Below are 20594 nucleotides of genomic sequence, written 5' to 3'. Positions count from 1 at the left end.
GGCGTTTTTCATGACTTCAAGAGAGAAAAGGCGCAGCACATGCAAAACCAATTTAAGGGGATGAAGCGATGCACTGGATGATGATTCTCTTAATTGGCATCGCTGCGAGTATTGACAACTTTGCAGTGGGCCTGACCTATGGAATTAAAGGAAAGAAAATTACGTTTTCCGCTAATCTCTTCATGGCTGCAGTCGCTTTGACGGCTTCACTCATAACCTTGTTTGCCGGTGCGGCACTCGGGTTTGTCTTTCCTGAATTTATGGCCAATTTGATTAGCGGGTTAATCATTCTCGGGATTGGCGTCTGGTCACTGATTAGCGGGATCAGGCAGAAAGCCAAACCATCACGAACTATTCCACAGGCAGAACAAATCGATCGCGACCAAAATAATTTGATTTCATTTAATGAAACGATTTGGCTGAGTTTCGCTTTATCGTTTAATGCAATGGGTACCGCATTCGGTGCGGGCATCGGCGGTCTTAGTCCGGCAGCGGTTGCTCTGTCGGTTGCCGTTTTGTCCTTTCTCTCGATTGAGGCGGGGCAGCGATTCGGGTTAAAAAAATTGCGGACACGGATCGGTGCGCTGTCCGAATATGCGGCATCGATCTTATTAATCTGTATCGGTATTTACACCATTTTCGTGTCAATGTAAGCCGTACAATACGGACAATACGGTCGCGGGCAGGCCGTCCAGAATGCTTCTCTGCGATTACCACGGTGCTCTGTAGAACCCTCACACCCGCGCATTGGGTTCACCAATCTGTGATTTGCTGAACATATAGTTTCTTGCTGATACAAAAACGCGTTATATTAAGCACAAAAACAATTAAAACGGTTTCGTCAATGGAACGGCCCTTCCCTTACACTACGATATAATTTTGCAAGTCGCTTAACCAGCATATACAATCCAAAGGCGGATAATCCGTAGATCATGGCTGCCCACGCACCTTCGCTTAACCATATTCTCTTTTCAATGAAGGCGGTATAGAATAAAGCCAACGCGAATGCGGACGGCAGCAGCAGCAGATCATCGGATCGAAAGAAAAATTTGACGATAACCAGCCCCACCATAATGGCAACAAGCCCAAAAATCATTTGCGTCATAATCAATTGAACCAACCGTTCCACCTGCTTTCAATTCTGCCAGTCTTGGTTTCGATCTATTCTATGCAGCGGCTTGTTTCAAGATTCATCACAAACGGCGCGACATGAGACGTTTTCGTGTGGATCATTTGGTTGCGGATGAATCGCTGATTCTGTAAGAAAAATTAGGCTACACCTTGGCCTTGGCCATCGGTCTTGTGCCTGTGCGCCACTACAGCTGCTCGCTTGCCGCGGGCGATGCGGAAGTCTCCTCGGACGCGCAGTTTTCCTGCGGGGTCTCCTTTGGCTCGCGATCAACGGGAACGCTCCGCAGACGCCGAAGCGCTTTCGTGACTTCCGCAGGATGCGCTGACTTCTACGTTGGCGCAGGACGTATTTTCACAGGATGTGATGACGTTCGCGTTGCATATAGGACATATGCGTACTTAGCGAAAGTTCCTTTACAATTAGCACAGGTTCCTTTTTTAATGACACGAATCGTCGTTCCACAAAATAAAAGCATAACTTGTGACAAAAATCCGGAAGGCATGCCTTCCGGATTTTCGATGCACTTTTAATTCGATTCGTGCTGCCCTTTTGAACAGGAACCTAGGCAGATCAGCCTTCGGTCACTTTGATTTCTTTTTCCAAATCCTCACGGGAAAGATTTGCGTTTAAGAAACCTTTCGTCTCAGGCGTATAAAGGCTCATGTGTGTTTTTTGATCTACCTTCAGTGTTCCATGATCCAGTTCGTAGTCAAACACATGACCGCCGCCTTTTCGCTCTTCATCGATAAAATGAAGGTGAAATCCTGAAACGGCAATTCCTTGCGTGAATGCCGGTGACCAGAATCCAAGTACAGTGCCCTTCACATTCTTAAAATGAAATACCGGCTGCGTTTTCACCGCTTCTGTCATCGGAATCGGTTTTTCCTGATAGGAAACGGTGCGTGTACTGACCTCTTTGAAAACACCGTCGATCCGGAAAGCATAAAATAAATTTTCGCTTTTCATCAATTTTTTCATTTCTGCTTCAAAAGCTGATTTATTAAGCGGATGTTCAAAGGTCTTCGTTACTGCTGGTTTAAAGTAGGTAAGCGAGCAGAACGGTGTTTTGTCTTCACTTTTCAGCGGTGTTGCCGTGCCGTCACCGCGCAGTCGGTAAAATTCGCCATCAAAAGCGATCATTTCGCCATCAAGATGTTCAAACGTTCCAATACCAAAATCACCAAATGCTTTAATTTCATCATAGCTCATTGCCCCTTCAAAAACGCCGTCGAGCAGTGACGACATTGTTGAAAGTTGAAACAACTGCCCATTGTCTACTGTTTGTGTCATCGCGCGCATCCCTCATTTCATTATTTGTCTCCGTTTAAATTCAATCAGTTCAACTGGTTCGGAATCAAGCTCTTGCCTAGAGCCACATTGTCACTGTAATCAACAGGTACGTCAATAATTACCGGACCGTCATTGTACGCGAGCCCTTCCTTAAGCACCGCTTCCAGTTCTTCCGGCTTGTTGACACGCAGCCCCTTTGCACCGAAAGCCTCCGCATACTTCACCACATCGATCGGGCCAAAATCAACACCAGAAGTACGTTTGTATTTCATCTGCTGCTGGAACGCAACCATGTCATATGTCCCGTCGCGCCATACAATATGAACAACCGGAAGCTTCAGACGAACTGCTGTTTCCAGTTCCATTGCTGAGAATAAGAATCCGCCGTCGCCGGACATTGAGATTGTTTTTTGGTGATCGTTTACAAGCGAGGCAGCCATTGCCCACGGAAATGCGACACCTAACGTCTGCATGCCATTGCTGAAGAGCAGCGTCTTCGGTTCATAAGAACGGAAGTGGCGTGCCATCCAGATGTAGTGAGAACCGACATCACAGGTCACGGTTGTATCATCGCGGATCAAGCTGCGCAAGGTATGGATCAGACTAAGCGGGTGAACACGGTTGCCATTGACCTTCTTCGGCGGTTCATCGCGGATATCCAATCTGTGCCGCATTTTTGCTAGATAGTCAAGATTTTCTTCAGTAATATTTAAATGCGTCAACTTTTCTGTGATTCGCTTAACCGTTGACGGAATATCACCAACCAGTTCAAGATCCGGCTGATAGTAATGATCGATATCGGCACGCACTTCATCGAGATGAATAATTTTCCGCGCACCAACATTGTTCCAGAATTTCGGATCATACTCTACTGCATCATAACCGATGGTAAGTACCACATCCGCTTTTTCAAGCACCAAGTCGCCCGGCTGGTTGCGGAATAAACCGATACGTCCATAGAAGTTCTCTTCCAAATCGCGCGGAATTAATCCGGCAGCTTGGAACGTTTCCACAACCGGAAACGAGATTTTTCTCAGCAGTGCACGGACAGCTGAAACAACCGAGAAACGATTCGCACGCATACCAGCCAAAATCACAGGCATCTTTGCGTGTTTAATGGCTTCTACGGCCTTGTCGATCGCATCCTCTGATGCTGTACCAAGTATCGGGCTCTCAAGCGGTCCAAGTGCATTTACCGTCGTTTTTGATACCAGAACATCTTGTGGGAAGCTGACCACGCTTGCGCCGGCCGACGTTGATTCAGCAGCACGGAAGGCATTCGTCACAACTTCTGGAACATTCTTCGGGTCGACGACTTCAGCACTAAACTTAGAAATCGGTTGAAAAAGCCCTGCATTGTCCATCGATTGATGGGTCCGCTTCAGGCGATCTGCCCTTGGCACAGCTCCGACAAGAGCCACCATCGGATCGTTCTCCACGTTAGCGGTAACAACTCCCGTTGCCAAGTTAGATGCTCCTGGTCCCGATGTAACGATGCATACCCCTGGTTTGCAGGTAAGCCGTCCGATTGCCGCAGCCATAAATGCTGCATTTTGTTCATGGCGGCACACGATTAATTCCGGTCCGCGGTCCTTAAGCACATCAAAAACGGCATCAATTTTTGCCCCTGGGATGCCAAAAATGTATTTCACACCTTGCTTAATTAAACAGTCAACGACCAATTCAGCACCGGTTGCCAATTCCTGCTTTTTTTCTGTTTTTTCCAAATCGCTCACCATTTTTCCCTCCATTGTTTATGAATAAGCCGTGGTGTCTTGCCGATCTGCTTTATCGAAGCAAACGGTAGTTTGACCGAGCATATTTCAGAAACTTTATCTATGACTAACATCATTCTACCGCGCCGTTTTTCTAATGTGAAATATATTATTGAACATCATGTAATACTCAGTGTATATTAATAATTAAAGGGCTCAAAAGGAAGACAGCTGGGTCACGGTTACTCCGCTAGCGACGTTGATTCATCTATGCTTGAACGACACTTCAGCTGCTGCTTGCCGCGGGCACAAGTCTCCTAGCGACTTGCTCTTTTGCCTCTTGTCCATGACCTTTTCATTTGCCGAAGTCAAATCGTTTCTATAATTAAAACAAAAGCACACATATCTTTTTTCCAAGGAGTGATAACATGGAACTTCGCCATTTTTTATATTTTATAGCAGTTGCTGAAGAACTTCATTTCGGACGAGCCGCTGCTCGTCTGCAAATGACGCAGCCGCCGCTGAGCAAACAGATTCAGCAATTTGAAGAAGAAATCGGCGTCCCGCTTTTCAAACGGAACAAGCGTCATGTTGAGTTGACAACAGCCGGTCAGCTGTTTCTTCCCGAAGCACGTGAAATCATTGCACAAGTAAACCAAGCGGTTGACACAGCGCAGCGAGCCGATCGCGGTGAATTCGGACGTCTTGTCATCGGTTTTGTCGGTTCCGCCACCTACGACATTTTGCCACAAATCATTCGTGAATATCGGCGCAAATTCCCTCACGTCTCGATTCGGCTGCATGAACTCTCAACGCCCGATCAGGTCAGCGCCCTCATTGGCGAGCGGATCGACGTCGGTCTTTTGCACCCTCCGGTCAGCAGTTCGTTTATTGAAACAATTCCAATCAAGCGCGGTTTTGCTGCGCTCTCGCTGCCGAAAAATCACCCGCTTGCAAAAAAAGAGCATATATACATTGAGGACTTGCAAGATATTCCGTTCATTCTTGTCTCACGCGACATTTGGCCTGGGTTGTATGATGAGTTTCTGTCATTGTTTCAATCGGTCGGCTTCACCCCGAGCATTGTCCAGGAAGCAACCGAATATCAAATGGTTGTCGGCTTGGTATCGGCCGGTATCGGCATCGGCGTTGTTCCAGCATCGGCGGAGAAACTCTTCAATCTGGAGGTTGTTTACCGGCAAATTGACAATTACCCGCTTACAGCAGTACTCTCGCTGGCTTATTTGAAAAAAAATACGAATCCTGCTTTGAAACAATTTGTTTCTTTGACAAAGCGGATTCGTATCGATGAATAATTGATTTATTAGGACTTGATCAGCGTATCATCCTTGCTCTTTCGCCGCAGCCGTACTAAACGAATCACATGCGAGACAAACGTTTTAATCATCGCATAAGTTGGAACGGCCAAAATCATACCGATCGGTCCAATCCATTTTCCCGAGACCAGCAGCAGAACAATAATCGTTAAAGGATGGGTGTTTAAACGTTTGCCCATGACAAGCGGCGAAATCAGATGTCCGTCAAGCTGCTGTACGATCACGATCACAGCGAGTACCAGCAATGCTTTCGCCGGCGAATCCATCAGCGCGATCACGATCGCCGGTGTTGCGCCAAGAATGGGTCCCAGATAAGGGATAATATTGGTCACACCGACAACGAGACCGAGTAACAGACTGTAAGGCAAGCCAATGATTGAAAAGCCGATACTCGAGGTCACGCCGACAAAAGACGCAACAATGATCAAGCCATGAATGTACGAAGACAGCGTATCGTTCAAGTCGCTCAAGATATGGTTGACCTCATCATGATACTTGTGCGGAAAAAATCGCGTGACCGCATGGGGCAGCCTGTTCCCATCCTTCAACATATAGAATAGAATAAATGGAACCGTGACGACGGTTAACGTGACATTCACCAGTACATTGAAGAACGTGGACAGACCGCTGCCGGCATTATTGGAGAACTCTTTCAGCATTTGTTCTAAATTGTGCTGTATTTTATCAATCGAATAATAATCTTGATGAACCAGCCATTTAAATCCCTGTGTGTCGGCAAGATGTTCAATACTGTTACGCCAGCTGCTAATATAGTCCGGCAACTGTCCGAACAAAGATTTGATTTGGTCGGTAAGTGGCGGTCCGACGATCAGCACAAGCAACGCAACCAGCCCGGTAAGGATGATATAAATGATTAAAATGCCAAGTGTTCTCGGCACCTTCATCCGTTGCAGCAAATCAACAAATGGACTTATGAGAAAGAATAAGAAACCCGCAACAATAATCGGAAAAAACAACGTTGTAGTCAAAGTCACCACAGGGACAAAAATAAATGAAATTTTCGTTAAGATGAAGATAAGCAAGGCAATACCCAGCAGCTCCAAAGTCCAAAAAATAATCGTTGAATGTTTATTCAGCACCGTTTCCACACCTTTACATAAGCCTCAATGAGGTCGCTTCCGTTTCTTTATTACTATTATTATAGGGGGTAATGGCATTTGGGGCAACGAAAGCGAGGTGGGCGCTTCACTCCGAAGCAGCTATCCGTCTCTCAGTCTGGCTTGTGTCGTTCGATTAGGAGTATAATCAATTATCATACACGCCGTAAAAAAAGGATGTGAGTTAATGAGCATCTACTCAATTTTACTAGCCATTTTAATTGGTATAAATATTCTGTTTGGGATAACAATTGTTTTTCTTGAGCGAAGAAGCGTCAGTTCAACCTGGGCGTGGCTGATGATTCTAAATTTCCTCCCGATCATCGGATTCATCTTCTACCTTATTTTTGGTCAAAATTTGAGCAGACGGAAAATTTTTAAGTGGGATCATATCGTTCATAAACGAACCCAGGATTTAGTCAGCAAACAAATGCTCGGTATCGTCAATCAGGATCCGCCGTTTTCAGAGCCGATTCTTCGCGAATACCATCGTTTGATCTATTTAAATTTGAATAATGATGAAGCGCCGCTGACTTTAAACAACAAACTTTCGATTTTCACTGATGGTGAAACCAAATTTCAGAACCTGCTTCACGACATTCGCTGCGCAAAGCATCATATCCACATCGAATACTACATCTTCCGTGGAGATTTTCTCGGAAATCAGTTGATTGATCTATTGACAAAGAAAGCAGAAGAAGGCGTTATCGTTCGCTTGCTTGTCGACGATGAAGGTTCCAGACGGTTGCCAAAGAAACTGGTACATCGGCTCACTCAGGCCGGCGGCAAATTTTATACATTTTTTCCCGGCCGCCTGCCGTTGCTTAACTTGCGCATCAATTACCGCAATCACCGCAAATTGGTGATCATCGATAGCAAAATCAGTTATATTGGTGGCTTTAATGTCGGCGATGAATATTTAGGGTTAAGCAAAAAATTTGGCTTTTGGCGCGACACGCACCTACGCATTGTAGGTGAAGCCGTGAACAGCATTCAGTCACGGTTCCTGCTTGACTGGCACCAGGCGTCAAAAGAACGCGTGCCGTTTCAATCCTATTACACCATGGATGATCACACCAAATACGGAGAAGTCGGCATCCAAATTGTCTCAAGCGGACCGGATCAGAAATGGGAACAGATCAAAAACGCCTTTATTAAAATGATTTTATCCGCCAAACAAACGGTCTATATTCAAACGCCCTATCTGATTCCGGATGAAAGTCTGCTCAATGCAATCTCGATTGCATCGCTTTCTCATGTCGATGTCCGCATCATGATCCCGAATAAACCGGATCATCCATTTGTTTATTGGGCAACGTATTCCAATGTTGGCGCCCTTCTTGATGCAGGAGCACGTGTATACCTTTATCAAAACGGGTTCCTTCACGCAAAAACGATCATTGTTGACGAACGGTTGTCCACAGTCGGGACATCCAATCTCGATTTTCGCAGTTTTGGCTTGAATTTTGAGGTCAATGCATTCATATACCATCAAGAGACCTCACAACAGCTCGCGACAATTTTTAAAAAGGATATTCGTCTTTCACGAGAATTGACGCCGTCGGACTACCAAAATCGTCCATTCATCATTAAATTTAAGGAAAGCATTTCACGACTGATCTCACCGGTTCTGTAATAAAGAAGTAAGAAGAGCCAAGCTGATTTTTGCGTGCGCTCCGATTGCTCACTTGCAGCGGGCGTCTCACGCTTTCGTATTATTGCTGATATGACGCTAATCGTCATATCAGCAAGGTCAAATCATAGACGATCTTTACTTGTGAAAAACAGCTGAGCGTTTTGAACGCTCAGCTGTTTTAGTCTGTCCATTTTTCTTATACATTGCGAATCTGCCGCAGCGTTGGGACGCCTGCAGGTCCATCCTGATGTTTTCTCAGAATGGCTTTAATCGCTTCCGTCAGCGGCACGACTTTCTTCTGTTTGTAATCATAACCGATCAAAGTTACACGCCCGCGCGCATGCCAGACACCGCCGGGGCCGGCAATCGCATGCTCAACATCAAAGCTGGACCGGGAGATCGTACTGATCCACGTGTAAACGGTAATTTCTTCATCATAATTAATCTCTTGGATATAATCGCAATGCGTCGACGCAACAATAACTTTCCAGTCATGCAAATCCATACTTGGGGTAAACCAGCGGAAAATCTCGCGCTTGCCCTCTTCAAAATACGTAAAGTACACCGCATTGTTCACATGCCCCATCGCATCACAATCAACAAAACGTACCGGAAGTTTTGTTGTGATCATCTCGATACCCCCTGCTTCCTAGATTCTTTGAATCCTATCCGGGAATTAGTGTACCACAACGAACAAAACAGTGGGCAGATCACGAACAAAAATGACTCAGGAAAGCGTCTCTGCACGATATTCAGAAGGAGAACGTCGCACATATTTTTTAAACATCTTCGTAAATGAAGCATTATATTCATAGCCTAATTGATAAGAAATCGTCAACACACTCAATTTCGGATCACTGAGAAGTTCTTTGGCTCGGTGAATACGCAAAAAATGAATATATTCAAGCGGCGTCATTTTCATCTTGCGTTTAAACCAGTCACAATAATAGGATGGTGAATAGTGTTCCATGGCCGCTAGCATTTTCACATCGATCTTTTCCGTGTAATGATCATGAATAAATCGGATCGATACACTTGATGGGTGGTCAGACATTTTATGAAACCAGTAGTTTAGCAAAAGCACCGCTTCGTCATGTTTGTGCTGCATGACTTCGTGCACAAGCAAATCTGTCACCGATTGCCAGATTAAATTTGTATCCCAAATTAATTCGCTTTGTACATCCACTTTGTTGTTCAAGTAATCATGGATATAACCCTCAGGGACATCAATCACAAGATTATCATTCGATTCTAGTGAACCAAGCGAATAATCGAAACCGGCTGGGAGCAAACAAAATTGAGAACTGCTAATTCTTTTTTCTCCAGATCCGGTTATAACCCGGGTATAGCCATGAATCGGAATAATAAGTCTAAAATGTGACGTGCTGTAATAGTGCTTTTCCTTGCTGAAAGACATTAAATGGAATACAATCTCTTCCACCAGACGTTTCCTCCTGAAGTCATGTTGCTTCCTCTATTTGGTTGTCACGCTACCTATGCTTTATTGGCTCATATCCAAATAAACTTCGCTAGATGAAGTATAACAAAGATCACACCGGTGAATGTGACAATATTGTTAACAACTGTCGAAATATGTCGGTTTCGTGATCAGAAGTCAATAAATTTGCACTTTGAAAGCGGATACTACGAAAATTGGCAAATAGTCACCGTAGAAATGGAAAAGTCATTGCCTTGCAATCCTTCTATACTCATTCTGTTAAAACAAATTGCAGGGGGAAAATGAATCAATGCATCAATTAATAGCGGAATTTTTGGGAACGGCGTTAATGATTATCTTCGGTGTCGGCGTGCACTGTTGTGAGGTGCTCAATACATCAAAGTATCAGAACTCCGGTCACATTTTCGCCATTACAACTTGGGGATTCGGAATTACGATCTCATTGTTCATCTTCGGGGCAGTAAACATCAATCCTGCGATGGTTGTCGCACAAGCCATTCTTGGCAACATTCCATGGACCAGCGTCATTCCAATCAGTATCGCAGAAGTGCTCGGCGGTGTCTTCGGTTCCATTGTTGTTTTTATCGCTTATTATGATCAATTTAAAGCTTCCATTGACATCGATCGAGTAAAAATCCGAAACATCTTTTCAACAAATCCAAACGTGCGCAACTTGCCACGTAATTTCTTTGTCGAATTTATCGATACGTTTATTTTTATCACAGCAATTCTTGCGATTGCCGCGGCCACAACGGAAGCTCCGGCTATACTTCCTATCGGTGTCGGCTTGCTCGTATGGGCCATTGGTATGGGTATGGGCGGTCCTACCGGATTTGCTATGAACTTGGCTCGAGACATGGGGCCTCGTATCGCCCATGCTATTCTGCCAATTCCAGGTGGAAAAGCAGACAACGACTGGCAGTACGGGATCATCGTACCAGGTATTGCGCCATTCTTTGGTGCCGCATGTGCCGCATTATTCTCACGCTATTTCTTAGGCTTATAAGATTCACTAACTAAAATCCATTGAACAAAAAGCGGAAAGGCATCATGCCTTCCGCTTTTTTTTGTCCTCTTTCTCTGCAAAGTCAGCATGAGAAAGTCCGGTGCAGCGACCGAACAAGCGCGCTCATCCTAAATCATCTTGCATACGTTGACCACAAGATGCGCTCTTGCGCTTTCCCCTTCCCCTCGTTTCGATCCAATTTGAATCTTATGGTATATAAAAAGCATCTCAAAGGAATCACGTACTTTGAGACGCCATCAAGGCATTGCTTGTTTTCCTTATTGGTGCACACTTAATCCAATCGTTTTCCTTTGATCCTATTCGTAACCATCACGAGAATCATAGGCAGAAGCGAAACAAAGATGATCAGCACCATCATCAACGAAAAGTGTGCTTTAATGAACGGAATTTGTCCGAAGAAGAAGCCGGCCAGCAAACCTGCAAGTGTCCAAACAACCCCGCCGATAATGTTGTAAAAAAGGAAGAACGGATAATGCATCCGGCTTGCTCCAGCGATAAAAGGAATAAACGTGCGAATGAATGGTGCAAACCGTCCAAGAAAGACTGCAAATCCACCATATTTATTAAAAAAGTGCTCCGCCTTAGCCATTTTTTCTTGATTGATCAATCGCTGAAATCGATTGTGTTTCTCAAAGGACTGACCAATTTCACGCCCCAGCCAATAGTTTAATGTATCGCCCAGTATTGCCGCAATCGCAATTAAACAAAGAAGCAGTGCCAAATTCAATTCAGAACCTGCATGGGCGGCAATCGCACCAGCCGCAAACAGCAGCGAATCACCTGGAAGAAACGGGCAAATAACCAGGCCTGTCTCAATAAAAATCACGATAAATAAGATAATATACGTCCATGCGCCATACTGATTGACAATTTGCGTTAAAAATTGATCAATATGGAGAAAGACATCAATAAACCATGATAACGAATTCATCCGTACGTCTCCTTATGTTCATCATTAAAGTCTTTGGATAGCAAATGGAATAGGCAACTGCTTATGAGGTTTTGCCTGTTATCATCGTACCTAAAATAACGTCGGCAGAAAACCCTATTTTTTATTTTCGCTTTCGTTTAATTCTATTAGATGAACATTTTCTTAAAATCAACGCATCGGCTAGAGTTGCCTTGCTGGAGAAATACATCTTATTCCAGTATGAGAAAGTCCAAGATCATGACTTTCTCATTTGTGAAAAAAAGAATGCCTCTTGAGTCCGTAGACTTTTGAGACATCCTTAGTTGCCGAGCGCTCCTCAGCCAATCGCCTCTTTCATGAACGCAGTAATCGTTTCTTCTTTTGAATCACTTAATACCTTGCCTGTTTTTTTATCAATAAATGTTGGAACAGTCAAGAATTGGTATTTTTGCTTCAGTTGATCAAAACGTTCCTGGTCGTCCTCACGTACAAGTAGCTCGATTTGATCATTGTATTTTCCTTCAAGCGCATGGTTCAAGACCATCTTCGCCCGATCGCAATACGGACATACGGTCTGTGTAATCATCAATACCTTCTTTTCAGCCATTGTATTCACTCCTTTACCCTAATTGTAAACTGCGGTATAGCGATCTGTCATCTGTTCTGTTTCACCGGCGAAGCTCAGCGAAGAATAAGCGACACGTCGCTGCAGTATGCCGCTATTGCTAGTATCCGCGCACTATCCTCTCCTTATTATGCAAAGCAAGAAAATGATGCGAAAAAAGTTACTTCTGTTCTTTAAGAAATTCTATTGACAGTTCCGTAAGCAAAGGGTAATATCAGTCTTAATCCCTTGTAAGCTAGTGGGTTTTTTTGAACTCATGTTTTTCATTATTCTTTTCAGAGGAGAGTCGATTATGAGCAAGCAAAGTAAATCATTTGGCGTTCGTGACATCGTGCTCGTTGCATTGTTTGCAGCAGTAACTTATTTGGGCATTTCCGCATTGAGAATTCCTCTGCCGGCAGCAGTAGGCGCTCCATTTATTCATTTCGGCAACTCGCTGCTTGTGCTTTCCGTCTTGCTGCTTGGCGGTTTTCGTGGTGGTTTGGCGGGGGCGATCGGACTTGGGTTGTTCGATCTGCTCAATGGCTATGCATCCACTGCTCCAGTGACCGTCATTCTCGCTTTTCTTGTTGCGGCAATTGTCAGTGGAGCCTTCACATTGCTCAAACATCAGGACAGCCCGCTCAACCTCTTTATTCTTGCTTTGGTTGCCGGCGTATCAAAGATTGCGCTTGAATTTTTACATGGCTTGATTGAGAAACTGTTGCTCGGGAGTGCATTTACTCCGGCAGTGGTTGCAGCCTTCACCAGTCTGCCTGCAACAGCGATTAACGCAATATCTACCGTGATCATCGTCACCGTACTGTACTTCCCGCTCAAAAAGGGATTGTCAATCTTTGATTCAAACAAAGGGATATCCAAACTCGGATAAAAAGATGGTATGATTAAGTTCGGACAATCATTTTGTCCGAACTTTTTTGTATACTCACAAATCCTACCCTAAGGAGCAGACATGAGTGCGCTGATTGAAACGCAGAACCTTTATTTCCAATATCTGCATCACCAAACCAAGCAAAAATGGATTTTGAATGGGATCGATCTCTCAATCCATCAAGGCGAGTTTGTCGCGATTCTCGGCCCGAACGGATGCGGGAAGTCTACATTGGCCAAGCATTTAAACGGGTTGCTGCTTCCTTCAGACGGCTCCGTTCAAATACAAGGTATGGATACGGCGGACCATCAGCAGCTTGATGCAATCCGCCAAACGGTCGGCATGGTCTTTCAAAATCCGGATAACCAGCTTATCTCGACGCTGGTCGAAGAAGATGTTGCTTTTGCACCGGAAAATCTCGGCATGAAGCCCAGTGAGATTCAAAGACGTGTGGATTGGGCGCTTGATGCAGTAGATATGCTGGCTTACAAACGGCATTCCCCGTTCAAACTATCCGGTGGTCAGAAGCAGCGCATTGCCATCGCTGGCATTCTTGCTATGCGGCCGCAATGCATTGTCATGGATGAGGCAACTTCGATGCTCGACCCAAAAGGACGTGCCGATGTCATGCGCATTATCAAACGGCTCAATTATGAATTTGGGATAACGATCCTTTTAATTACACACCACATGGATGAAGCGGCTGAAGCAAGCCGCATTCTGCTTATGAATCAGGGAAAAGTGGTGATGGATGATCGTCCCGAACACGTCTTTTATCAGATTGATTTGCTCAAACAATTGAAATTGGATGTGCCTCAGGTCGTCGAGCTTGTGCTGCGCTTGCGACACCAAGGAATCCGCTTACCTAATCCGATTATCCACGTTGATCAGTGTATCAATGCATTAATAGCTGCCAGGGAGGAAGATTATGGCACTTATTGAATTAAAAAACATAAATTATTGCTATAGCCTGGGAACTGCTTTTGAAAAGCATGCGCTTCGTGATGTATCCATGGCTGTTGACGCCGGTGAATCCGTTGGCCTGATCGGGCATACTGGTTCTGGAAAATCAACGCTGATCCGCCATTTTAATGGACTGCTTCGCCCCAACTCCGGACAAGTGTTGTACCAAGGCAATGATTTATGGAAAAAGCCGAACGAAATCCGTTCGATCCGTTTTCAGATTGGGCTGGTTTTTCAATATCCGGAAACGCAGATCTTCGAGGAAACGGTCGGCAAGGATATCGCCTATGGTCCGCGGAATATGGGACTTGATCAAGAAGAAATTAATGCCCGCATTCGTGAATCCTTGCAATGCGTTGGACTCGACAAATCGTACTTGGAACGCAATCCCTTCCGACTGTCTGGAGGCGAAATGCGCCGAGTCGCCATCGCCGGTGTCCTTGCAATGCGCCCAAAAGTGCTGATTCTGGATGAGCCGGCAGCAGGTCTTGACCCCGAGGGACGTCATGCCCTTTTTGATGCGCTCCATCAGTATCGTCGGAAAAGCGGGGCAGCAGTCGTGCTTGTCTCGCACAGCATGGAGGATATCGCCGACTTTGTTGATCGAGTCGTTGTGCTCGACCAAGGCAGCGTTGCACTGGACGGACCGGTTGCCTCTATTTTTGCTCAAGCAGAGAAACTTGTGTCGATTGGGCTGGATATTCCGCAAAGCACTAAGGTTCTGCTTGGGCTCAAAGCGAAAGGCTATTCCGTTAAAACAGCGGCCTATACCGTTGAGCAGGCGGAGCGGGAGCTGCTTTGTTTTCTTAAGGAGGCGGATCGTCCATGACGCGCGATCTTACCGTCGGTCAATTTATTCCCGGACATTCACTCATGCATCGGCTTGATCCGCGGACAAAGTTGATGCTTACTTTTCTGTTCATCATTCAAGTATTTTTGACGAAAAGCGCGCTCAGCTTACTCTTTTTACTTTTGCTGCTCTGGATTTATATAGTATGTGCCCAAGTCCCCGCGCAAAAAGTATTTCGAGCCGTTCGACCGATTATTCCTGTGATTATCGTTACCGCGCTGCTGAACATTTTTTATGTATCCGGTCATGTCTTGTGGCACTATGCGTTCCTCCGTATCACGGATCAAGGCTTGTTTACCGGGTTTACTTTACTGGTCCGCCTGATCACACTGATCGCCGGCTGCTCGCTCATTACATACACCACGTCGCTCAATGCACTGGCAAGTGGATTGGAACAACTGCTTGCGCCCCTGAAGCGGCTTCATTTTCCGGTTAACGAGTTGTCGATGACGTTGTCAATCACACTGCGCTTCCTGCCAACGCTCGCTGAAGAGCTCGACCGAATTATCGAGGCACAGAAAGCGCGCGGCGCCCAGTTTGGTACCGGAACGATCCTCAATAGGATTCGCGCCTTTTTTCCGGTTATCCTTCCTCTGTTCATGTCGGCATTCCGTCGCGCGTTTGAATTGACCAATGCGATTGAATGCCGTTGCTACCATGGCGGCGAAGGCCGAACGAAATTGCATCCTTTGAAACTTAGGCGACTTGACTATGCAGCAGTAATCTTTTTCTTGGCTGCATTCGCCATGACACTGATTTTCAACGGTATCCGGCAACCGTTTTAATCGTTAACGAAGCGACAATCAGAAAAAAATCGGTACATTTGCCCTCCCATTCTAGGTAACTGCAACATATAATGCAGTATCCGATCATGAGGGGGTGTTCTGATGGGCGAACCAGTAAAAGGCGGTGCCGGCTGCGGATGCGGCGTAGGAAACGGCTTCGCACTTCTTGTTGTACTGTTCATCTTGTTAATCATTGTAGGTGCAGCATTTTGCTACTAATTCCGTTTGAGCGTTGAAAAGCAGCAGCTCATTCGACCCGACACCAAATCGAGTGGTGCCGAATGGCGTAAATAAATGTCAAGCCTCCTGAGAAAGGGCATCCGAGCTGCGGATGCTCTTTTCTCGGTGGATTAAAAGCGTGAGGCGAACATCCCGATATATTCCTTCAGCGCAGTAAATGCAGTACCCCCGCTTGCAGGAACAAACTGACCGGGATAAAGTGCAACAGGCCTGCTTTCAAGATAGTCGGTCGGGTAGGGCGTCACGCGAACACCTTCATTCTGAAACAGTAAGACCGCACGCGGCAAATGAAAGGCTGATGTAATCAGAATCGGCCGCTTAAACCGATATGCTTTCATTACTTTTTTCGTATTTTCAGCATTGGTTTTCGTTGTAATGCTCTTGGTTTCCGTAATAATCTTGTTTGCAGGTACGCCAAGTGCCGTGAGTTGACGCTTACCGATCTCAGCCTCAAGTCCACTGTCCGGATAGACCTTTCCTCCGCTTAAAATGATCGGTAAATGCGTTTTCTGATACAAACGGAACGTTGTCAGTAATCGATTCGCCGCATTGCCCGACAACTGCCCCTTCCCTCCTAAATCAGGCGTTCCGAGCGTCGCCCCCCCCGCCAAGCATCACCAGGACATCGCCCTTCGGCTTTTCCGGCGGCTGATAATGATTTTCCAGAGGGTGCACCAAAAGAATCCCAGTAAGCGGAATGAAGCTAAGATACATAAGGCAGGTAACCGCTCCAAGCAAAATCGCCAGTTTGCTTTTTTTATGAAACAGCATGACACTCAATAACGCAAGCACCGTCACAAACAGTCCTGGAGGCAATAAAAACCCATAAATAAATTTAATGATATATGCCACGTTCACCGCTCCCGTAGAGACATTTTTAGTGAACACGGCTCGTCTGCCTCAAAGAGGATCTTTGCGCATAACCGCAACAGGGGAGGTTTGTTTCTCCATATCGTCCGTATATACGGTGATCGAACCTTTGTAATATTCCGCGCAAAAGACATCTTCCTTCGACGCAATCCCCATATGCTGAAACACGTCAACCAGCCATTGTTCATCCTTGTCCATCAAATCAAGCATATCATAATCAATCGAACCTTCGGCGACAAGGATAAAACCAAGCCGTTCGTTATCTTTTTTCAATACGGTGAGATGCCCGTTCTGTTCAACCTGCGCCCGGCTCACATCTTTTATTGTGTAAATGTCCTGCATCCGCAGCATGGTCGCAAAATCCGTAACCGACAGATTGGCTTTCTTAAAATTTTTTGGGATCATTTTACCCTTATTAACAATGACAATTGGGTCACCATCAATCCACTTACGCACCTCACTGTTTTTCGCCTTCAAGATTCTCATCGCGATAATCAATCCTGACCAGATGAGCAGAACAATCAGAAATTGCATAATTGTAATATCCGGGTTATAGATCATCCCGCCTATGATCCCGCCAAGCACATAATTCTGGATTTGATCGGCAGCAGATAACGGTGCTAGATTGCCTTTACCCGACATATTGATGAAAATGACGAGGCAGATGAGACCGATGACTAACTTAATGGCTACGTCCATGTATGAAAACACACTGCGTCCCCCTTCACTTTTCGATGAGTTTCACGGAGAATTCATTGATCACCTGAATCCGCTCAAGCATATAATGATCGGGATCGCCCTCTGTTCGTTCCAATCGATAGAAGTGATCACCTGCCAGAAATAAAGCCACCTCATCCGGCTTCAAATGATTGGTGTAAATGTGATCCACTGGAACATCCAACTCACGTGACAGCTGCCGCATCTGATTGAGCACGCCGCGGTATTCATTTTGTACATGCTCACGGTTCAGCCAATCATTCACTTGGATTCCCGCAAGCAAGATAATCAGAATCCCAGCTAAAAAAATGATCTCCGTATATTTATGGGGCATCCGTCTTTTTCTAAAGCGGAGAATAAAGAAAAAAATAATGAGAAGCAGCGCTGCCATAAAACCAAACTGTACAAAAGCTGCCGTATGAGTTTGACCTTCGATGTAGTCATAGCTGTAAAAATTCAGTGCGACCATCCTCTTTGTCAAAAATTCATTCATCTCTAGTATGGCTAGGAACACTTTTTTTCATGAATGCTGCATGCCACAAAAACTCCGACAAATAGGCGGTCGGAGTTTCAGAGACACCGTTTTATAGAAACACACAAAATAAATCAAATGATTCACGTGACTCATTGATTTCAAGCAATACGACGCTTTGCAAACGATTCCCACATCGATAACGCCTTGCATTGCCCTTCGCCTAAAACAACGTGTTCCAAGTTTCTGGTCCTACGATGCCATCTACAGAAAGATTATGGCGTCGCTGATAGGCTTTGACTGCTTTCTTGGTCGCAGGTCCAAAGACTCCGTCTACTGAAAGCGACAGGGCACGTTGGATTCTTTCCACATCACGGCCGCGGCTTCCCCGTTTGATGATGTGTCCCGGGTACGGAACTACAGCCAAACCACCTCTTAGCGCCTGACTGAGTGCAATTTGGGTTTGCAGGCCGACAATTCCGTCCACCGTAATTCCTGAGTCACGCTGCAGTGCACGAACAGCGGCTTCTGTTGCTACACCGAAGACTCCGTCCGCACCTGCACTACCCACACTGTATCCGGCATGAATTAAATTCTGCTGCACGACTTTGACCGTTGAACCGCGACTGCCTCTTCGCAGCAACGAAGCAGTCTGAACGGATGAAGGGGCAGCTTCTTTTTTCGGACTTGCCACTTTTGGACTTGCCGCACGCGACTTTTTTGACGTGATGGTGCTTCCTAAGATGCCTTCTGCAATGGCCCGACCAATTGCATCGGTATGGGTAGAAACGAAAGTTGCATCGCTTTGATGATCCACGAAGCCGCATTCAACCAGAATCGCAGGAGCAGTCGTATTGCGCAGAACATATAAACTCGAATTCGTGTGGACGCCGCGGTTTTTTAATCCCGTTACCGCGCAAACTGCATTGAGCACACGCTGCGCAACCCCATTTGTTCGTATATCGGGTTGGTAAACCTCAATCCCCGTTCCACCGCCTGCATTTAAATGGATCGAGACGACTAAACTGAGATTAGTGTGGCTGTTTATTTTGCGCACAATTGCAGCAAGATTCTCGTTTTGTGTTTTTGCTTGGTCATCCGTATCATCGTAGACCGTATGACCTGCTGCTCGAAGATCGTTGATAACCGCGTTCTTGATTTGCCGATTAACGACTTCTTCCTTGATAAACCCCTGAGCACCAGGAACAAAGGAATTATGTCCGGCATGAATACTGTATTTAGCCATTATTAAACAACCTCCTTCTCTTATGTGTATGCACATCCTAGGGATGCCGAAAGTTAGAACACCTATTATGTAGAAAAAGACACACATGCCTGGTGAAGCGCACAAAGAAAAAGCAGCCGCTTCAGCGAGGAAACCCCTCGAAAACGGCTGCTCCATTCTTTATTTAACCTTTTGCGGTTCTTCATACATTCAGATAATAAAATTGCGCGATCAAGCGTCCCCTGTACTGCACTTCTCATCATACTCCATTAGCATGAGACTGCTCAACTGATTACAAATTCGATGAGGCAAAGACATGATCGATCGTTTGGTAATCCTCATCCCGAAGCGCTGTAGAAACACTTGCCACATTCGCCAGCAGTTGTTCCGGTGTACGCGCCCCGGGAATCACGGGTCCGATCAGCGGATTCTTCATGTACCAAGCAAGAACAAGTTGTGCCGTTGTGACACCATAGTGCGAAGCGATCGGTTTCAGCTTTTCAACTTTTTCAACATTTCGCTTCAATTGATCCGGTTGATACAAATCAATCGTCAGACGGTGATCGCCTGCTTCAAAATGCGGCAAGTTATCCGGGTTGTAGCGTCCGGTCAAAAGTGCGGCAGCAAACGGTTCATAAGGCACAAAGGTAATCCCACGCTCCTTCAGATAAGGGACGACTTCACGCATCGCATCCTGCTGCAGCAAATTGTATTGATTTTCGACTAAATCAACATAACCGTCTGCATCAGCTTCTTTAATTTGTTCCAAGCTAAAATTCGAAATGCCGATTGCCCGAATCTTGCCCGCTTCTCTCAAACGCTGAAGCGCCCCGACCGCTTCTGCCTTCGGCGTGTCCTGATCTGGAAAATGGATATAAAAGATATCCAAATAATCGGTCTGCAGTCGTTTCAGACTTTCATCAACTGCTTGCGTCAGAAATTCAGGATTATTACTCAACGTGACAGCGCCATCCGCAGCAATTTGCTGCGCGCCTTTCGTTGCCAAAATTACTTTTTCACGATCATTGTTCTTCAGCACGTCACCGATCAGTTCTTCAGAATGACCGAGCCCGTACATAAATGCGGTATCAATCATTTCAACCTCGTGGTCAATGGCCGTTTGAACCACCTGCTTTCCCGTCTCATCATCAAGATTGGGAAACAAGTTATACCCACCAATTTTATTTGTTCCAAGCCCAAGTGGATTTACAGTTAGTTCCGTTCGACCGATTTTCACCTTTTCCATTAAATCACCAGCTTCATACGAGAATAACTTTAGCGTAAAAAAGGATGGCACTGCTTGTCAAAAATTATGCCTGCTTTGAACAGACGATCGTTTTTTGCAAATTGGC

Annotated in this window: 23 protein-coding genes; 9 read left to right on the top strand and 14 right to left on the bottom strand. The window is 45.6% G+C overall.

The genetic code is table 11. The annotated features are described in order from the left end of the window. Positions 1-68 precede the first annotated feature (68 nt). On the top strand, positions 69-653 hold the full coding sequence (locus AA84_RS0103215; RefSeq protein ID WP_028975996.1) for a manganese efflux pump MntP: 585 nt from the start codon (positions 69-71) through the stop codon (positions 651-653). A gap of 188 nt (positions 654-841) precedes the next feature. Here AA84_RS0103215 and AA84_RS0103210 read toward each other — a convergent pair whose 3' ends face one another. From AA84_RS0103210 to alsS, 3 genes are all read right to left on the bottom strand, one after another. Then, entirely contained in the window at positions 842-1120 is a 279-nt protein-coding gene (locus AA84_RS0103210) for a hypothetical protein (RefSeq protein WP_028975995.1), read from the bottom strand. A gap of 582 nt (positions 1121-1702) precedes the next feature. Further along, on the bottom strand, positions 1703-2422 hold the full coding sequence (gene budA / locus AA84_RS0103200; RefSeq protein ID WP_081788041.1) for an acetolactate decarboxylase: 720 nt from the start codon (positions 2420-2422) through the stop codon (positions 1703-1705). Between the two features lie 44 nt (positions 2423-2466). Next, positions 2467-4161, bottom strand: coding sequence for an acetolactate synthase AlsS (alsS, locus tag AA84_RS0103195; protein WP_028975992.1), 1695 nt, complete (start codon positions 4159-4161; stop codon positions 2467-2469). Between the two features lie 404 nt (positions 4162-4565). On the opposite strand from alsS, the gene alsR reads away from it, so the two are divergent. Beyond that, positions 4566-5453: an acetoin biosynthesis transcriptional regulator AlsR gene (alsR, locus tag AA84_RS0103190; RefSeq protein ID WP_028975991.1), complete on the top strand. Its 888-nt coding sequence runs from the start codon at positions 4566-4568 to the stop codon at positions 5451-5453. Between the two features lie 8 nt (positions 5454-5461). On the opposite strand, the gene AA84_RS0103185 is transcribed toward alsR, so the two are convergent. Beyond that, positions 5462-6574 (bottom strand): AI-2E family transporter, encoded by a 1113-nt coding sequence (locus AA84_RS0103185; RefSeq protein WP_028975990.1) that lies wholly within the window; start codon positions 6572-6574, stop codon positions 5462-5464. A gap of 205 nt (positions 6575-6779) precedes the next feature. On the opposite strand from AA84_RS0103185, the gene cls reads away from it, so the two are divergent. Beyond that, a complete protein-coding gene (gene cls, locus AA84_RS0103180) occupies positions 6780-8228 on the top strand; it encodes a cardiolipin synthase (RefSeq protein WP_028975989.1) in 1449 nt (482 codons plus the stop codon). Positions 8229-8424: 196 nt separating this feature from the next. On the opposite strand, the gene AA84_RS0103175 is transcribed toward cls, so the two are convergent. Together AA84_RS0103175 and AA84_RS0103170 are read right to left on the bottom strand one after the other, a co-directional pair. Further along, positions 8425-8859 carry an acyl-CoA thioesterase gene (locus tag AA84_RS0103175; RefSeq protein WP_028975988.1) on the bottom strand — a complete coding sequence of 145 codons (435 nt, stop codon included), beginning with the start codon at positions 8857-8859 and terminating at the stop codon, positions 8425-8427. Between the two features lie 96 nt (positions 8860-8955). After that, on the bottom strand, positions 8956-9669 hold the full coding sequence (locus tag AA84_RS0103170; protein ID WP_028975987.1) for a helix-turn-helix transcriptional regulator: 714 nt from the start codon (positions 9667-9669) through the stop codon (positions 8956-8958). A 307-nt stretch (positions 9670-9976) separates the two neighbouring features. Between AA84_RS0103170 and larD the strand changes: the two genes are divergently transcribed. After that, positions 9977-10693, top strand: coding sequence for a D/L-lactic acid transporter LarD (larD, locus tag AA84_RS0103165; protein ID WP_028975986.1), 717 nt, complete (start codon positions 9977-9979; stop codon positions 10691-10693). Between the two features lie 292 nt (positions 10694-10985). Here larD and AA84_RS0103160 read toward each other — a convergent pair whose 3' ends face one another. Next, entirely contained in the window at positions 10986-11645 is a 660-nt protein-coding gene (locus AA84_RS0103160; protein WP_028975985.1) for a VTT domain-containing protein, read from the bottom strand. A 316-nt stretch (positions 11646-11961) separates the two neighbouring features. After that, positions 11962-12231 carry a glutaredoxin family protein gene (locus AA84_RS0103155; RefSeq protein WP_028975984.1) on the bottom strand — a complete coding sequence of 90 codons (270 nt, stop codon included), beginning with the start codon at positions 12229-12231 and terminating at the stop codon, positions 11962-11964. A 310-nt stretch (positions 12232-12541) separates the two neighbouring features. Here AA84_RS0103155 and AA84_RS0103150 point away from each other — a divergent pair, with 310 nt between their 5' ends. From AA84_RS0103150 to AA84_RS18545, 5 genes are all read left to right on the top strand, one after another. Then, complete coding sequence (locus AA84_RS0103150) at positions 12542-13120, top strand: ECF transporter S component (protein ID WP_028975983.1); 579 nt, start codon at positions 12542-12544, stop codon at positions 13118-13120. Between the two features lie 81 nt (positions 13121-13201). After that, positions 13202-14062, top strand: a complete 861-nt coding sequence (locus AA84_RS0103145) for an energy-coupling factor transporter ATPase (RefSeq protein WP_028975982.1) — start codon at positions 13202-13204, stop codon at positions 14060-14062. Then, positions 14049-14912 carry an energy-coupling factor transporter ATPase gene (locus tag AA84_RS0103140; protein ID WP_028975981.1) on the top strand — a complete coding sequence of 288 codons (864 nt, stop codon included), beginning with the start codon at positions 14049-14051 and terminating at the stop codon, positions 14910-14912. Before AA84_RS0103145 ends, AA84_RS0103140 begins: the two co-directional genes overlap by 14 nt. Next, positions 14909-15718 (top strand): energy-coupling factor transporter transmembrane component T family protein, encoded by an 810-nt coding sequence (locus tag AA84_RS0103135; protein ID WP_028975980.1) that lies wholly within the window; start codon positions 14909-14911, stop codon positions 15716-15718. The genes AA84_RS0103140 and AA84_RS0103135 overlap by 4 nt, the downstream gene beginning before the upstream one ends. A 102-nt stretch (positions 15719-15820) precedes the next feature. After that, on the top strand, positions 15821-15937 hold the full coding sequence (locus tag AA84_RS18545) for a YjcZ family sporulation protein (RefSeq protein WP_010024738.1): 117 nt from the start codon (positions 15821-15823) through the stop codon (positions 15935-15937). A 131-nt stretch (positions 15938-16068) separates the two neighbouring features. Here the strand turns inward: AA84_RS18545 and AA84_RS19545 are convergent, their stop codons facing one another. The 6 genes from AA84_RS19545 to AA84_RS0103105 form a co-directional block, all read right to left on the bottom strand. Further along, positions 16069-16518 carry a YdcF family protein gene (locus AA84_RS19545; protein ID WP_328286225.1) on the bottom strand — a complete coding sequence of 150 codons (450 nt, stop codon included), beginning with the start codon at positions 16516-16518 and terminating at the stop codon, positions 16069-16071. A gap of 19 nt (positions 16519-16537) precedes the next feature. Next, positions 16538-16810: a hypothetical protein gene (locus tag AA84_RS19540; RefSeq protein WP_328286224.1), complete on the bottom strand. Its 273-nt coding sequence runs from the start codon at positions 16808-16810 to the stop codon at positions 16538-16540. 48 nt (positions 16811-16858) lie between these two features. After that, the gene (locus tag AA84_RS16975) at positions 16859-17539 is read right to left on the bottom strand and encodes a DUF421 domain-containing protein (RefSeq protein ID WP_164875481.1); all 681 of its coding nucleotides are present in this window, start codon (positions 17537-17539) and stop codon (positions 16859-16861) included. A gap of 13 nt (positions 17540-17552) precedes the next feature. Then, positions 17553-18014: a DUF3290 family protein gene (locus AA84_RS0103115; protein ID WP_028975979.1), complete on the bottom strand. Its 462-nt coding sequence runs from the start codon at positions 18012-18014 to the stop codon at positions 17553-17555. Positions 18015-18240: 226 nt separating this feature from the next. After that, complete coding sequence (locus AA84_RS0103110) at positions 18241-19263, bottom strand: N-acetylmuramoyl-L-alanine amidase (RefSeq protein ID WP_028975978.1); 1023 nt, start codon at positions 19261-19263, stop codon at positions 18241-18243. A 271-nt stretch (positions 19264-19534) separates the two neighbouring features. After that, positions 19535-20488, bottom strand: a complete 954-nt coding sequence (locus AA84_RS0103105) for an aldo/keto reductase (protein WP_028975977.1) — start codon at positions 20486-20488, stop codon at positions 19535-19537. Positions 20489-20594: the final 106 nt, after the last annotated feature.

The sequence above is a fragment of the Sporolactobacillus terrae DSM 11697 genome (genome assembly GCF_000648615.1).
Taxonomy (GTDB): Bacteria; Bacillota; Bacilli; order Bacillales; family Sporolactobacillaceae; genus Sporolactobacillus; species Sporolactobacillus terrae.
The sequence above is the reverse complement of the archived record's forward strand: the minus strand, read 5'-3'. Positions and strand labels throughout refer to the sequence as shown.

Coding starts and splice junctions, on each gene's coding strand:
- AA84_RS0103175 (WP_028975988.1), bottom strand. CDS start 8,859: ATGATCACAACAAAACTTCCGGTACGTTTTGTTGATTGTGATGCGATG.
- AA84_RS0103140 (WP_028975981.1), top strand. CDS start 14,049: ATGGCACTTATTGAATTAAAAAACATAAATTATTGCTATAGCCTGGGA.
- alsS (WP_028975992.1), bottom strand. CDS start 4,161: ATGGTGAGCGATTTGGAAAAAACAGAAAAAAAGCAGGAATTGGCAACC.
- AA84_RS0103110 (WP_028975978.1), bottom strand. CDS start 19,263: ATGGCTAAATACAGTATTCATGCCGGACATAATTCCTTTGTTCCTGGT.
- AA84_RS0103105 (WP_028975977.1), bottom strand. CDS start 20,488: ATGGAAAAGGTGAAAATCGGTCGAACGGAACTAACTGTAAATCCACTT.
- larD (WP_028975986.1), top strand. CDS start 9,977: ATGCATCAATTAATAGCGGAATTTTTGGGAACGGCGTTAATGATTATC.
- AA84_RS0103150 (WP_028975983.1), top strand. CDS start 12,542: ATGAGCAAGCAAAGTAAATCATTTGGCGTTCGTGACATCGTGCTCGTT.
- AA84_RS0103115 (WP_028975979.1), bottom strand. CDS start 18,014: ATGGTCGCACTGAATTTTTACAGCTATGACTACATCGAAGGTCAAACT.
- AA84_RS18545 (WP_010024738.1), top strand. CDS start 15,821: ATGGGCGAACCAGTAAAAGGCGGTGCCGGCTGCGGATGCGGCGTAGGA.
- budA (WP_081788041.1), bottom strand. CDS start 2,422: ATGACACAAACAGTAGACAATGGGCAGTTGTTTCAACTTTCAACAATG.
- AA84_RS0103145 (WP_028975982.1), top strand. CDS start 13,202: ATGAGTGCGCTGATTGAAACGCAGAACCTTTATTTCCAATATCTGCAT.
- AA84_RS0103155 (WP_028975984.1), bottom strand. CDS start 12,231: ATGGCTGAAAAGAAGGTATTGATGATTACACAGACCGTATGTCCGTAT.
- alsR (WP_028975991.1), top strand. CDS start 4,566: ATGGAACTTCGCCATTTTTTATATTTTATAGCAGTTGCTGAAGAACTT.
- AA84_RS0103160 (WP_028975985.1), bottom strand. CDS start 11,645: ATGAATTCGTTATCATGGTTTATTGATGTCTTTCTCCATATTGATCAA.
- AA84_RS0103135 (WP_028975980.1), top strand. CDS start 14,909: ATGACGCGCGATCTTACCGTCGGTCAATTTATTCCCGGACATTCACTC.
- cls (WP_028975989.1), top strand. CDS start 6,780: ATGAGCATCTACTCAATTTTACTAGCCATTTTAATTGGTATAAATATT.
- AA84_RS0103215 (WP_028975996.1), top strand. CDS start 69: ATGCACTGGATGATGATTCTCTTAATTGGCATCGCTGCGAGTATTGAC.